Below are 14,706 nucleotides of genomic sequence, written 5' to 3'. Positions count from 1 at the left end.
TGCAGGTCTCACTACCCCCGAACGGGGGTGTGCGCTGCGGGAAAGGGCGATCAGGTGACGGCGGACGCTGCGGGGTCGGTGGAGATTCGGGGTGCGCTGCTGCGGATGCGGCGCCTGACCGGGCTGCCGGTGGCCTTCGGCGGCCTGGTCGAGGCGGGGCGCGGACAGGTGCGTATCAGCGAGCTCAGCGGCACCGCCACGCCCGCCCTGATGGCCCTCGCGGTGGCCTCCGGCAACGGCCTGGGCGGCCGGGCGGTCGCGCTGGCCCGCCCGTGCGCGGTCGCGGACTACTCGTCCTCGGCGCAGATCAGTCACGAGTACGACGCCCCGGTCGCCGCCGAGGGGCTGCGCTCGATACTCGCGGTGCCGGTGGTGGTACGGCGCCGGGTGCGCGGCGTGCTGTACGGCGCCCTGCGCTCGGCCCAGCCGCTGGGCGACCGGACACTGAGCCTGGCGATGGAGGCCGCGCGGGACGTGGAGCAGGCGCTGGTCGTCCAGGAAGAGGTGCGCGGTCTGATGGCGGTGGCCGCGCGGACCGAGCCGGACCGGGACCCGGCGGGAGGGGCCGTGGTGGAGCAGGTACGACAGGCGCACGCGGCGCTGCGGGCGCTGGCGCCGCGGATCACCGACCCGGTACTGCGGGCCGAACTCCTCGACGCCTGCGAGCTGTTGGCGTCGGGTACGTCGGCCGAGGAAGTGCGGCTGGCGCCCCGGGAGTTGGACGTACTGGCGTGTCTGGCGGCGGGCGCGACCAACGCGGCGGCGGCCGAGCGGCTGGGGCTGCGGCCGGAGACGGTGAAGAGCTATCTGCGCTCGGCGATGCGCAGGCTGGGTGCCCACACCCGGGGAGAGGCGGTGGCGTCGGCACGGCGCGCGGGACTGCTGCCCTAGGCGGGACTGTCGCCTTGGCCGGGACTGTCGCCCTGGGACTGTCCGGCGGGCGGCCTCAGGTGTGCCAGGGCTGCGGGGTGGGCAATCTATTCATTCAGCCACGCTTTGAATTTGCTTATGCCCCGCTGTTGTTATATCCCTCACCACCTGGTCCGTCCGAATTTCAATGAGATGTTGCCTAGAATTTGGCCCGGACACGACACACGGAGGGGAGCGGTGACCGTGCCACGGGACTTCAAGGAGCCTGCCAGATGCCGCTCCGACCTGGTCATCGGCAGGGAGGAGCTGTTCGGCGCGGCGCGCGAGCAGCTCGCCCACGGCGGCAGTGTGCTGCTCCACGGCCCCGCCGGAATTGGAAAGTCGACCGTGCTGCGGGCATTGGCCACCGAATACGGGGCGCATGCACGTACCGTCTTGCGCTGCTCGGCCACCGAGTCCGAATCCCATCTCCCCTTCCTGGCCCTGGCCGACCTGCTCGGACTGGTCGCCGACGAGGTCTCCCAGCAGCTGCCCGCGGCCCAGCGCACCGCCCTGGAATCGGCGCTCACCGGCCGCGGCGAATCGACTCTGCAACGCGACGGTCTCGCCCTGCGCCTGGCCGTGCTGTCCACCCTGCGCGCCCTCGCCGCCCAGGGCCCCGTCCTGATCGTCGCCGACGACCTCCAGTGGCTGGATCCGGCCAGCGCGGAGCTGCTCGGCTTCGCCGCCCGCCGTCTCGGCGACACCCCCGTGCAGGTGCTGTGCGCGGTACGGACCGAGGGGCAGGAGTACGACCGTCATCTACGCGCGTCCCCTCCGGACACCCTCGCCGTCCGGCTCGGCGCGCTCTCCCGCGCCCAGGTCTCCGCGCTGCTCGACCACCGCGGCTACACCGGTCTGCCCCGCTCCACGGTCCGCGACATCCACCGCACCAGCGCCGGCAACCCGCTCTTCGCCCTGGAACTCGGCCGCGCCCTGGCCGAGAACCCCACCCCGCCGCGCCCCGGCGAGCCGCTCCCGGTCCCGACCTCGCTGCGCGCCCTCGTCCTGAACCGGCTGGACATGCTCCCCGCCGCGGCCCGCCACACCCTCCTGGTGGCCAGCGCCGGCGCCCGTCCCACCCTGGCCCTGCTGCACGCGGCGGGCCGGGAGAACGCCGAGGCCGAGACCGCGCAGGCGGCCGAACTCGGGCTCCTCGCCACGGAACCCGAGGGCCCCGCCGTACGCTTCGCGCACCCGCTGATCTCGGCCGCGCTGTACGCGGAGGCGCCCGCGCAGGAGCGGCGGGCCGCGCACGCCGCGCTGTCCACGGCGGCCTCCGACCTCATCGAGCGGGCCCGGCATCTCGCCCTCGCCACCACCGGCACCGACCCGGAGGCCGCGGCCCGGCTCGCCGAGGCCGCCGCGCTGGCCCGGGACCGCGGGGCGCCCTCGGTGGCCGCCTCGCTCGGCCTGCTCGCCGCCCGGCACACCCCGGCCGACGACACCCCGGGCCCCGACGAACACCGGCTCCAGGCCGCCGAGGACGCGATCACCGCCGGCGAGGTGGACCTCGCCCGGGACATCGCGCGCGAGGTGCTGACCCGGGCGACCGCGGCCGCCGACCGGGTGCGGGCCTGGATGGTGGTGATCGAGGCGGCCGGACAGGCGATCGGCGAGGTCGACACCGTCTACCCGCAGGTGCTCGCCGACGCGGGCGACGACCCGCGGCTGCTCGGCCTGGTCCACTACCAACTGGCCTGGCGGGGACTGGTGGTGGAGGGCGACTTCGCCATCGGCCGGGAGGAGGCCGCGCACGCGGCGGAGCTGGCGGCCCGGGCCGGCGACCGGCGCACCGAGCTGCTCGCGCTCGCCTTCCAGGCGCAGACCGAGATCCTGATGGGCCACCCGGACGCCCCCGCGACCATCAAACGGGCCCTCAAGGAACCGCAGGACCCCACCGTCTCCTGCCATCACAACGGCGCGGGCGCCGCCCGGTACCGCTGGCTGATCATGAGCGACCAGCTGCCCGAGGCCCGCTCGACCGTCACCGCCCTGCTGCGCGAGGTGCGGCGGCGGGGCATGGTCGAGAGCGAGGTGCACTTCGTCCGGCTGCTCGCCGAGACCGAACTGCGCTCCGGGCACTGCGGACGCGCCCTCGACCTGGCCCGCGAGAGCATGCGGCTGGCCCGCGACTCCGGCATCGGCGAGATCCCCTCGGCCGTCCTCAACTCCCTCGCCGAGGCCTCCGGCGGCGACCCGGAGCGCGCCCTCGCCCTCGCCCACGAGGCCGTCGAGCAGGCCGAGCAGGTCGGCGACCAGATGTACGTCTCCCGGGGGCTGACCGCGCTCGGATTGGCCCAACTGGTCGCAGGGGACGCCGAGGGCGCGGCGCGCTCGCTGCGCCGGGTGCGGGAGCTGGAGCACGGCCTCGGCATCACCGACCCGGCGCGTGGACGCTGGCAGGGCGACCTCGCCGAGGCCCTCGTCCGGATCGGCGAGATCGAGGAGGCGCGTCAACTGGTCGCCGTCACCCGCGAGCACGCGCTGCGCCTGGGCCGCGAGAGCGTGCTGGCCGTCCTCGACCGGGCCGAGGCGCTGGTGCGGGCCGCGCGCGGCGAACACGAGGCCGCGCTCGCCCAGCTGACGTCGGTTCAGGACCGGCTCGCCAAGCTGGGCTACGGACTCGAGGAGGCGCGCGCCGCGTTCGCGCTGGCCGCCCTGCGCACCGACCCGCAGGTGCTCGGCCTCGCCGGACCGGGCGACCTCGCGAGACCGGGCGGGACCCCCGTCCCGGGACCGACGACCTACGACGAGGCGGCCCGGTTGTTCCGGCGCTGCCGGGCGCTGCCGTGGCTGCGTCAGGTGGACGCGGCGGCGGCTGCGGGAACGAGGGAACCGATCACCCCCTCCGCCGCGTCAGAGGGCGCGGAGGGACTCGCCGCCCTGGACGGGCTCGCCGCGATGGAGCGTCAGGTCGCCGCGCTCGTCATGGAGGGCGCGACCAACCGGGAGATCGCCGCGCGGCTGTTCATCAGCGTGAAGACGGTCGAGGCGACGCTCACGCGGGTCTACCGCAAGCTGGGGATCCGCTCCCGGGTGGACATCGTCCGACTGGCGGCGGGGCGCCGTACGAAGTGAGGCCGGCCCGGGTTTACTGAGGGCGACCGAGGGTTTTCCCTGCCCAACTCCCCTAGGGGGTTCCCTCATTGGGCGCGAGGTGTGCCGGGTTCTAGCGTGAGGACGTGCCGCTCGCCCGGGCACACGGGGGCCGGTCCCGCGGCCCCCGTGCACCACCCCCACACCCGCGCGAACCCCCACCGGCAACCCCCACTGAGGAGACTCATGTTCGGGCTCAACCGCGCCAAGAAGATCGCCGCCGTGCTCGCGGCGACCGCGGCCGCCGCGGCGACCGCACTGCTCAGCGCCCCCACCGCTGTGGCAGCCCCCCAGCCCATCGTGGGCGGCACGACGACCACGACGACGACGTACCCGTTCATGATGCAGATCACGGACGCCTCGCAGAACCAGTTCTGCGGCGGCACCCTGGTGTCGGCGACCAAGGTCGTCACCGCGGCCCACTGTATGGTCGGCGAGACCACCAGCAGCGTCAGAGTCGTCGGCGGCCGCACCTACCTGAACGGCACCAACGGCACGGTCAGCCGGGTCAGCAAGATCTGGATCAACCCGGACTACACGGACGCCACCAACGGCGACGACGTGGCCGTCCTGACCCTCTCGACGTCGATGTCGTACACCCCGGCCTCCTACGTCTCCTCCTCCCAGACCGGTGTGTACGCGGCCGGCACCACGGCCCGCGTCCTGGGCTGGGGCACCACCTCTTCGAACGGCAGCTCCTCCAACCAGCTGCGGACGGCGACGGTTCCGACCGTGTCCGACTCCAGCTGCCGTTCCTCCTACGGTTCCGACTACGTCGCGACCGACATGGTTTGCGCCGGATACACATCCGGTGGCGTAGACACCTGCCAGGGCGACAGCGGCGGTCCCCTGCTCATCGGGGGCGTCCTGGCAGGGATCACTTCTTGGGGCGAGGGCTGCGCGCAGGCCGGTTACCCGGGTGTCTACACCCGGCTGACCACCTTCTCCAGCCTGGTGACCGCGCAGGTCAACTCGTAGCCCAGAAGGTCTCCTGAGCACCCCTCAGGTGAAATACCAGGGGGCGTTGCGAGCTTCCACGAGCAGCTCGCAACGCCCCCTATCCATGCCCGGATCCATGTCCGGACGGATTCCACTTCCATGGGATCACCTCGGGAAAGGTTCCAGAAGGGTCCTAGAGGAGCGTGCCCTCCGCCTGTTTCAATGCGGCCGAGGGAGTTGATACGCATGGTGTCCACGGACCGTTTCCTGGCCTTCGCGGCGATGTCGCTGCTGGTGATCGTGATACCCGGGCCGAGTGTCCTGTTCGTCATCGGCCGGGCCCTGGCGCACGGCCGCCGCACGGCCGTCGCGACGGCGGTCGGCAACGTCTTCGGCTCGTATCTGCTGGTGGTGGCGGTCGCGGTGGGCATCGGCTCGCTGGTGGAGCGATCGGTGACGATCTACCTGGCGGTGAAGCTGGCGGGCGCGGCCTACCTCGTCTACCTGGGCATACAGGCCTTCCGGCACCGCAAGGAGCTGAGGGCGTCGGCGATGGCGACCGACTCCACGCAGCCCGCCCGCGGAGACCTCCGCACGGTCCTGGACGGCGCGCTCGTCGGGATCACCAACCCGAAGGGCGTGGTGTTCTTCGCCGCCGTGCTCCCCCAGTTCGTGGACCACTCGGCGGGCCACGTTCCGTTGCAGATGCTGGTGCTGGGCCTGATCCCGATCTCGATCGGCCTGGTCACGGACACCCTGTGGGGCCTGACCGCCTCGGCCGCCCGCGGCTGGTTCGCCCGCTCCGACCGCCGCCTGTCCATGATCGGCGGCGCGGGCGGCTTCACGATGATCGGCCTGGGTGTCACGGTGGCGGTGACGGGCCGAGCGGACTAGGCCCTCGCAGGCACGCTCACTGTCCTACGACGGTCCCGAACCGGATGTCGTACGACGTCCCCGGATGCATGATGCCGAGCATCCGCGCGCCTTCCTCGACCACGTCCGCCCGCTCGGCCTTGGTCAGCTTGCCGAAGGGCTCGACGACGAGCGCGTCCTCGGTCAGCTTCCACACGCCGGCGAGGAAGCCGTCGACCAGGAAGGTGGAGTACGCGAAGTTGCCCAGCCAGCTGCGGCCCCGGTACTCGGACGGCACCACGCGGGTGCGGTCGGCGTGGGACAGGAGCAGGTTGTCGAACTCGGGGAGGAAACGCGGCGGGGCCGGGATGTCGGCGTCGGGGCGCGGGGCGTCGGGAAGGTCGAACAGCTCGACGCCGTTCGGGTCGCGGAAGGTGACGAGCTGCGGGCGGAGGCGTTCGAAGACCTCGCGCAGCCGGGTCAGGCCGGCCCAGGTCTGCATGTCCTTGACGGAGGCAGGGCCGAAGGCGGCGAGGTAGCGCAGCACGGTGGCGTCCGGGGCGGGCGCCGGTTCTGCGGGGCGGCCCAGCCAGTGCTCGGCGGTGGTGAGGGCGACCTGGCCGCTGCTCCCCCACAGTCCGCGCGGGGTGACCTGGACGAGCGGGAGCCGGCAGCGGGCGGCGATGCCGAGGGCCTGCGGGTCGGCGTCCGGCCACTCGACGAGCAGCGCCTCGCGCAGCTGCTTCAGGGTGCGCGGCTCGGTCTCGACGAGGTCGCGCGCGAGGGCGGCGAGGCGGTCGAGGTCGACGCCGACAAGTCCCTTGCGGAACATGGTGAGTTCGCGTTCCCGGGCCGCCTGGACGAGCGGGCGCAGGGTGAGGCAGTCGTCGGCGGTGTGGGTGTGGATGGTCGAGCGCATGGTGACGATGCGGACGACCTCGCGGTCGGCCATGAGCCCGGACAGCTCCTCGGGGGCGAACCCTTCGAGGCGGGCGGCGAGCGCGTAGTACGGCGGCTTGACGTTCTGGGCCTGGAGACCGAGGAGGTGCTCGACGGCCGCGCCGGCGCCGAGCCGGGCGGGGCGCAGCAGCAGCTGCCGGTCCAGGGTCGCGCGGTTGAGCTCACGGATGCCGAGTACGGGAGCCGTCGCCGCGGCCGTCCCTGTCGTCTTCGTCATACCCCGCACGCTAACGGCGATCGCGGACAGGTACGGTCCGCAACTCTCACCGAATCCGGATCCGCCGGCCACCCGAGCGCCGTATGTCGCGTATATCCTGCCGTTGATCACACCAGCCCCGGCCAGCACCGACCCGCCCCCTCCTCACCCGCCCAGTCCCGGCCCGACCTGCCCAGGGCCCCGCGTCCCGCGTCCCGCAGCCGCGGGCTCGACCCGAGAGGCAGCCGTATGTCCGAGCGACGCGCCCGCCCCGGCTCCAGGAACCCGGTGAAGTCGGCCTGGCGCCGGGCCCTGACCCCGCCGCAACCGCCCGAGGCGCAGCCGTCTCCGCCGTCGGCCGAACCGGCACCCCAGGACCCGGCCGAGCCGGACAGCATCGTGCAGGCCGCCCTGTACCGCGACGGTGTGCGCGTCTCGGCCCCGGACTCCCTCGCCGACACCTTCCGCGAACTGCGGGAGCAGTCGTTCGGCATGGCGTGGATCGGCCTGGCCCGCCCGACGGAGGGCGAACTCCTCTCCCTCGCCGCGGAGTTCGACCTCCACCCGCTCGCGGTCGAGGACGCGCTGGAGGCCCACCAACGCCCCAAGCTGGAGCGCTACGGCGACACCCTCTTCGTCGTCCTGCGGGCAGCGCGCTACCTGGACGCCCTGGAGGAGGTCGACTTCGGCGAACTGCACGTGTTCGTCGGCCCCGACTTCGTGATCACGGTCCGGCACGGCGCGGCCCCCGATCTCTCGGCGGTACGCCAACGCATGGAGGAGACGCCGGAGTTGCTGAAGCTCGGCCCCGAGGCGGTCCTCTACGCCATCCTCGACGCGGTCGTCGACGGCTACGCGCCCGTCGTCTCCGGCGTCCAGAACGACATCGACGAGATCGAGACGGAGGTCTTCCGCGGCGACCCGGCGGTCTCCCGCCGCATCTACGAACTCTCCCGCGAAATGGTCGAGTTCCAGCGCGCCACCCGCCCCCTGGTCGGCATGCTGCACGGCCTGATCGCCGGCTTCTCCAAGTACGACACGGACGAGGAACTCCAGCGCTACCTGCGCGACGTGGCCGACCACGTCACCCACACCAGCGAACGCGTCGACGTCTTCCGCCAGGCTCTCTCGGACATCCTCACGGTGAACGCGACCCTGGTCACCCAGCAACAGAACGCGGAGATGCGGGCGTTGGCGGAGGCGGGCTTCGAACAGAACGAGGAGATCAAGAAAATCTCGTCCTGGGCGGCGATCCTCTTCGCACCGACGCTGGTCGGCACCATCTACGGGATGAACTTCCGGCACATGCCTGAGCTGCACTGGGCGCTCGGATACCCCTTCGCGATCGTCCTGATGGCGGTCGTGTGCACCAGCCTGTACGTCATCTTCAAGCGCCGGGACTGGCTCTGAGCAACCGCCCACGGGAGGCACTCCGGGCAGGCGCACGACGCGAGGTCACCGGCCCGTCCCCGCAGTGGCGGTCAGGATGCGGTCCAGCCAGCCGATGACGTCGTCGGCGCCGTTGACCACCAGCATGGGGCTGTTGCGGTCCTGGTCGAGCAGCGGGCGAAGGGAGAACTCGGCCGTGCGGAGCGCCACTTGCTCGGGGCCGGGCGGTGCGTCGAAGCCCAGCGCGTTGCCGACGATCCCGTCCCCCTGGGCGCCGCACTGGCCCATGCGCTGGCCGCGGCCGAGGACGATCCTCAACTGACGGAAAGCCGCGCCCAGTTCTGGCAGGCCCGCTACGACGTCGTCCGCGTCATCGTCGACCGCGCCGTCGACCGCCATGAGCTGGCAGCCGATACCGATCACCAGCTCGCTCTCGAACTGCTTGTCGCACCACTGCACTTCAGGGCGCTGCTCCTCCGACAACCCATCGAGGAGGACTGGATCGAGCGGACGGTCGACACACTGCTGCGCGGACTGACCGGACAGGGCCCCGGCTGAGGACGACCACGCCGAGCCCCTTGTCCGTCAGGCGCCGAACACCTGGAACTCCGAGACCTGCCCGGCCGGCCAGCCGGTGTTCGCGGTGAAGGTGAGGCGGACATAGCGGGTGCTGGTCGTGGCCGGGAGGGTGAGGGTCGCGGTGTTACCCGTTGCCGGGTTGAAGGTGTACGTCGCCGGGGCGAGGAGTTGGGTGGAGGTGCCGGCGTCCGTGCCGCCCTGGACCGAGATGGTCTGGGTGCGGGTGGACCAGGCGGTGGCCGGCGGGAGGGTGAGGACGATCCGTTTGATGCCGGTGGCGGCGCCGAGGTCGACCTGGAGCCACTGCGGGAAGGCGTTGTTCGCGGACTCCCAGTAGGAGTTGGCGTCGCCGTCGGTCGCGTTGCCCGAGCCGTAGACCTGGGTGTGGCTGCTCTCCGAAGTGGGGCGGTGGAGGGCGAGGTTGGTGGTGCTGGACGGGGGGTCGGTGGTGACGGTCGCCTGGTTGGAGGGTTGCGACACGTTTCCCGCCGCGTCGACGGCCACGACATCGAAGGTGTACGCGGTCGACGCGCCAAGTCCAGTGACGGTGAAGGTGGTTGAGCTGCTCGTGCCCACCTGGGTGCTGGTCGAGCCGGACACCTGACGGATCCGGTAGCCGGTCACGCCGACGTTGTCCGTCGACGGGTTCCAGGACAGCGAGGCCGAGTTGCTGGTGTGTCCGGTGACCGTCAGGGCACCCGGCGCGGTGGGCGGTGTGGTGTCGCCGCCGCCGGGAACGACCGGCTGTGTGGGGCGCGTCGCGGTCAGCGCGATCTGGCCCTTGAGCATGCGGCCGCCGTCCCCGGTCAGGCGCAGGTAGTAGTCGGACGAGCAGGCGGTGCCGTCCTCGTCGAGGGCGAGGAAGCCGGAATTGGTGGGCACCCACGCCTGGGTCTCGGCGGTCTTGGCGATCTGGTTGCCCTCGTTGTACTCGTCGAACATCGAGATGTAGATGCCCTGCACCCCGGCCCGCACCATGTTGTAGAACTGCCGCCACATGAAGTCGCCGTGCGCGCGCTGCCGGCCGGAGACATCGCCGGGCAGGACACAGGGCTGGAAGTCGATGCCGTTGGCGTTGCAGTCCGCCTGGTCGGGGACGGTGTACGTGTTGTAGGCGTTGTCGGCCTCGCCCACATTGCCGATGGCGCCGACCATCCACGGCGAGATCATGTTGAACGCGTGGTAGACGCCCAGGAAGCCGGGCTGCGAGCCCCCGGTCCCGGTCCGCCATTCGCGCGGGACGCCTCCGATGACGTAACACCCCTGGCTCTTGAACCAGTTGACGACGTCGAGGCAGGCGGCAGGAGTGAACGGGTGGTTGGGGTCGTTGAAGCCGAAGCCCCAGATGCAGACGACCGGCTTGCCGTTCTGCTTCGCGTACGCCGAACTCGCCGTGTGCGCCGACATCTTGTTCGTCCAGTCCGTCTTGATCTCGGACTGCATGTTCGTCCAGTTGGAGACGTCGTACATGATGTAGTACTTCCGGCCGTACGACTCGGCCGCACTGCGCACCTTGGTCGCCATGGCGTCGCGGGTGGGGCCCTCGCCGCCGGTGGGGTTGAAGCGCTGGAGCGCGGCAGTGTCGATGTTGTTCTGCTGCATCCACAGGAAGTGGGTGTTCACCGTCTGCTGGTCGTAGGACGAGAAGAGTCTGGCGGGCTGGCCGTTGCCCAGGGCCGCGTACGACGTCTGGTAGGTGTTGGTGTACTCGCGCACGTCGGGCCAGCAGCTGATGCCGGTGTTCGTCGGGGACGGCGGCTGGCCCCAGTTCTGGGTCCAGTGCCACCAGCCGTTGATGGGCGCGCCGTCGCCGATGCAGGCGAACCAGCCCTGGTAACCGACGGTGATCTTGCCGACCACGTCGCCCGGCGGACTGGCCGCCGACGCGCTCGGGGCGAGTGCGGTCCCGGTCGCTCCCACGGTTCCCACCGCGCCGGCCGCGACCGCGGCCCTCAGGAAGACTCTGCGTGTGACACCCATCTGGACTCCTCCGGGCTCTTGTTGGCTCCGCTTGGCCCCCCGCTTCGGTGGTCGGTGCCGCCGAGCGCGCTCACGCTCGCGCTCGGCGGCACCTTCAGGGGCAGGTCAGGTGTTCCAGACCTGGAACTCGGAGATCTGACCGGCCGGCCAGCCGTTGTTCGCCGTGATGTTCACCCGGACGTATCGCTGGGTGGTCGCGGTGAAGGTGATGGTGACCGTGTTGTTGGTGGCGGGATCGAAGGTGTACGTCGCCGACGACTTGAGGGTGCTGAAGGAAGAGCCGTCGGTGCTGCCCGACACGGACAGCGTCTGGTTGCGGGCGCCCCAGGTCGCGGGGAGTTGGAGGACCACGCGGCTCGCGCTCTGCGCGGAGCCGAGGTCCACCTGGACCCACTGCGGGAAGGCGTTGTTGGCGCTCTCCCAGTAGGTGCCCTGGTTGCCGTCCGTCACGTTCGACGACGGGTAGACGGAGGTATGGCTGGACTCGGTGGTGGCCGCGCCGGCCGCCAGGTTCCGGCTCACCGTGCCGGCCCCAACGCCCGTGAGCGCGACGGTGGTTGTGCCGTTGGACGCATTGCTGGCGATGCTGAGATCACCGGTGCGGGTGCCGGACGCGGTGGGCCTGAACGTGACGTTCACCGTGCAGGAGGCGCCCGCCGCGATCGACGTACCGCAGTTGTTGGTCTGCGAGAAGTCGCCCGTGACGGTGACGCCGGAGACGGTTGCGGCGGCGGTACCGGTGTTGGTCACCGTCACCGTCCGCGCGCTGCTGTCGGTGTTGAGCGCCTGGGTGGGATACGACAGTGACGTCGGGTCGGCCGACAGGGTCGCCGGCGAGGAGCCGCCGCCACTGGGGAACACCTCGAAGTCCGACAACTGGGCAGCGTTCCAGCCCGTGTTGGCGGTGATGTTCACCCGTACGTATCTCGCCGTGGCGGCGCTGAACGTGATGGTCGCGGTGTTGTTGTTGGCATTCGGGTCGAAGGTGTACCCGGCCGAGGCCTTGATCGTGGAGAAGCTGGAGCCGTCCGTGGATCCCTGTACCGACAGGGTCTCGGTGCGGGCCGACCACGCGGTCGCCGGCGGGAGCTTGAGCACGACCTTGCCGACGCTGTAGTTCTGGCCGAGGTCGACCTGGGCCCACTGCGGGAATGAACCGTTGGTGCCCTCCCAGTACGTCGAGGCGTCCGGGTCAGTGAGGTTGGACGCGACGTACGGGCTGTTGCCCGAACTCGCCGTCGCCGGGCGCCCGGCGGCGATGTTGGTGGTGCTGTCGATGCCGCTGCCGGTCAGGGAGACGGTGGTCGGACTGTTGTTGGCGTTGCTGGTGACGGTCAGGTTGCCGTTGCGGGTGCCGCCCATGGTGGGCTTGAAGCCGACGGTCACCGTGCAGGAGGCGCCGACCGCGAGGGTGGAGCAGTTGTTGGTCTGGCTGAAGTCACCGGTCGCGGCGACGGCCGAGACGGTCGCCGACGCGGTGCCCGAGTTGGTCACCGTCACCGTCTGCGCGCCGGCCGACGAGCCGACCACTGTGGCCGGGAAGGAGACGCTCGCCGGGTCGGTGTTCAGCACCGGGCCCGGCGCGGTGCCGGTGCCGGAGAGGCTGACCGTGTTGGTGGTTCCGCCCGCGGTGACGGTCAGCGTGCCGTTACGGCTGCCGGTCGCCGTCGGCGCGAACTTCACGCTGACGGTGCACGAGCCGTTCGCCGGGATCGACGAACCGCAGGTGTTGGTCTGGGAGTAGTCGCCGCTGGTGGACACCGACGAGACGGACGCGGCCGTGCCCGTCGGGTTGGAGACCGTCACGGTCTGCGCAGAGCTCGTCGAACCGGTCGCCACCGAACCGAAGTTGAGCGCGCCGGGAGTCGCCGTCACACCCTCGGGCGGGTAGGGCGGGAAGACCGGGGCCGGCCAGCCGCCGCAGTACGGCGTACCGCTGATGCCGGAGTTGCCGCCGCCGTCGGTGACGACGAAGTTGCCGCCCGAGCAGTTGTACACCGGGGAGGAGTAACCGACGCCGGTGGCTGTGACGTTGGTGAACTTGGCGGCGCCGCCGGTCTGTTCCTGGAGGGCGAAGGTGCCGGTGCCGGCGATGGTGACGTTGTTGAGGTTGACGCCGCTGATGGTGCCCTCGACCCACTGGACGGCTTCGTACGGGCTCTGTTGGATCAGTGCGTTGGTCACGTTGATGGGGCCGTTGATCGCGCCCTGGCTGCCGTCGAACCACAACGCGCCCACTCCGAACTGCCAGTTGGGGTCGAGGCTGCCGGCCCGGATCATGGTGTTGTCGGAGATCGTGGTGAGGCCGACCGGTGTCGACGTGAAGCGCTGCCCCACGTGGATGCCGCCGCCCTGGGCGAGGCCGGTGTCCACCACGCGGTTGCCGCTGACGGTGTTGTCGTGGCCGCCGTAGATCGCGATGGCGTTGGCGAGGATCTGTAGCGACACGGTGTTGTTGGAGATCGTGTCGTTGGCGTCGGCGCCTATGGCGGCGTCCGCCCAGGTGGCGATGCCGTCGTCGCCGGTGTTGCGGATGTCGCTGTTGGTCACCTTCGAGTTGGTGACGCCGCCGTGGAAGTTGATGCCGTCGGCGGTGGTGTCCCGGATGCGCAGGCCGGTGAGGGTCAGGCCGTCCATCGGCCCGTCCATCCAGGCGCCGACCTTCATGTGGGCGATCCACAGGTTGGCGACGGTGGAGTCGCTCATCGCGCCGCCGATGCCGTTGACCTGGGCGCTGTCGTCGCGTTCCTGCACATTGCCGAAGATCGCGAAGTTCTGGAGGCGCACACCGGTGCTGGCGTTGGGCGCGGAGTTGCCGTAGAAGCCGGGGGCCGTGCCGATGACGGTCGAGTACCACATGCCGGCGCCGGCGATCGTGACGTTGTTGACGCTGATGTGGCCGGGGATGTTGAAGGTGCCCGGCGGGATCCACACGGTGCCGCCGGGTCCGGCCGAGCTGATCGCGGCGTTGAACGCGCTGGTCGCGTCGGCCACTCCGGTGGGGTCGGCGCCCTTGCTGGTCACCGACACCGCACCCGAGGGCGCGGCCAGGGCGGCGCCGACCTGCTCGAAGTCGGCGAAGTCGATCGTGTACGAGGAGGCGGTGTCGCCCGCGTCGACCTGGAACTTGAAGGTCGTACCCGCCGGATACGTGGTGGTGAAGAGGCGGTGGGCCTCGTCGTAGAAGTGGTGCGGGTTGCTGCCCGGCGTGTTGGTGAAGGGGTAGCTGCCGTAGTACCAGCTGTAGGCGTTGGTCAGGGTGAAGTCGGGCTGCTTGACGTTGTTGATGTAGAGCGACAGGGCCGCGGTGTAGACCGAGCCGTTCGAGGTGTCGGGGATGCTGTAGCGGAAGTTGATCGAGTTGGTCGCCACCGGCGTGGTGAACGTGACGTACTTGCCGGTGCCCTGGAGGGTCGTCGCCTTGCGGTACGACGCCTCGTCGGCCAACTGGCCCGCGGTGTAACTCGGGCCGATGTTCGTGCCGTTGGTGTCGGAGTTCTCCGCCTGCACCTCGACGTAGGGCAGGCTCGCGCCGCTGCCGCCGGTGGCGGTGGACGCCGCCACGGCGGGCTGGACGGCCAGCACGACGACGCCGACGGCGGCCAGCATCACGGTGCTCACCGCCCAGACGAGGACGCGTCTCAGATCTCGGATGGAATGGAACACGTGCCACTCCTTACGTAACCAAATGCCGGAACTGTCCCGCTAGCGCCGCCAGGGAGGGAGGGGAGACAGGGGGTTGGTGACGATGCATGGGGGACCGTAATATCGTTGGCATGATCACGCAATAACCAGACAGAACT

The 14,706-nt window shown here is 70.8% G+C and carries 10 protein-coding genes; 6 read left to right on the top strand and 4 right to left on the bottom strand.

Annotated elements, in window-relative coordinates; genetic code table 11:
* Positions 1-54: 54 nt before the first annotated feature.
* From ACWD5F_RS30115 to ACWD5F_RS30100, 4 genes are all read left to right on the top strand, one after another.
* Positions 55-891, top strand: a complete 837-nt coding sequence (locus ACWD5F_RS30115; protein ID WP_451259081.1) for a response regulator transcription factor — start codon at positions 55-57, stop codon at positions 889-891.
* Positions 892-1,107: 216 nt separating this feature from the next.
* Positions 1,108-3,990: an AAA family ATPase gene (locus ACWD5F_RS30110; RefSeq protein WP_451259079.1), complete on the top strand. Its 2,883-nt coding sequence runs from the start codon at positions 1,108-1,110 to the stop codon at positions 3,988-3,990.
* Positions 3,991-4,194: 204 nt separating this feature from the next.
* Positions 4,195-4,986 carry a S1 family peptidase gene (locus tag ACWD5F_RS30105; protein WP_451259077.1) on the top strand — a complete coding sequence of 264 codons (792 nt, stop codon included), beginning with the start codon at positions 4,195-4,197 and terminating at the stop codon, positions 4,984-4,986.
* A 207-nt stretch (positions 4,987-5,193) separates the two neighbouring features.
* A complete protein-coding gene (locus ACWD5F_RS30100) occupies positions 5,194-5,841 on the top strand; it encodes a LysE family translocator (protein WP_451259075.1) in 648 nt (215 codons plus the stop codon).
* Between the two features lie 16 nt (positions 5,842-5,857).
* On the opposite strand, the gene ACWD5F_RS30095 is transcribed toward ACWD5F_RS30100, so the two are convergent.
* Positions 5,858-6,976 (bottom strand): winged helix DNA-binding domain-containing protein, encoded by a 1,119-nt coding sequence (locus ACWD5F_RS30095; RefSeq protein WP_451259073.1) that lies wholly within the window; start codon positions 6,974-6,976, stop codon positions 5,858-5,860.
* A gap of 228 nt (positions 6,977-7,204) precedes the next feature.
* On the opposite strand from ACWD5F_RS30095, the gene ACWD5F_RS30090 reads away from it, so the two are divergent.
* Entirely contained in the window at positions 7,205-8,365 is a 1,161-nt protein-coding gene (locus tag ACWD5F_RS30090; RefSeq protein WP_451259071.1) for a magnesium and cobalt transport protein CorA, read from the top strand.
* A 45-nt stretch (positions 8,366-8,410) separates the two neighbouring features.
* Here the strand turns inward: ACWD5F_RS30090 and ACWD5F_RS30085 are convergent, their stop codons facing one another.
* Entirely contained in the window at positions 8,411-8,554 is a 144-nt protein-coding gene (locus tag ACWD5F_RS30085) for a hypothetical protein (protein WP_451259069.1), read from the bottom strand.
* On the opposite strand from ACWD5F_RS30085, the gene ACWD5F_RS30080 reads away from it, so the two are divergent.
* Positions 8,555-8,902, top strand: a complete 348-nt coding sequence (locus ACWD5F_RS30080; RefSeq protein ID WP_451259067.1) for a TetR-like C-terminal domain-containing protein — start codon at positions 8,555-8,557, stop codon at positions 8,900-8,902.
* 27 nt (positions 8,903-8,929) lie between these two features.
* On the opposite strand, the gene ACWD5F_RS30075 is transcribed toward ACWD5F_RS30080, so the two are convergent.
* Complete coding sequence (locus ACWD5F_RS30075) at positions 8,930-10,903, bottom strand: galactose-binding domain-containing protein (RefSeq protein WP_451259065.1); 1,974 nt, start codon at positions 10,901-10,903, stop codon at positions 8,930-8,932.
* 105 nt (positions 10,904-11,008) lie between these two features.
* Positions 11,009-14,569, bottom strand: a complete 3,561-nt coding sequence (locus tag ACWD5F_RS30070) for a choice-of-anchor D domain-containing protein (protein WP_451259063.1) — start codon at positions 14,567-14,569, stop codon at positions 11,009-11,011.
* Positions 14,570-14,706: the final 137 nt, after the last annotated feature.

It is taken from the genome of Streptomyces sp. NPDC002499, from assembly GCF_053595415.1.
This window is presented reverse-complemented; position numbering and strand designations above follow the sequence as displayed.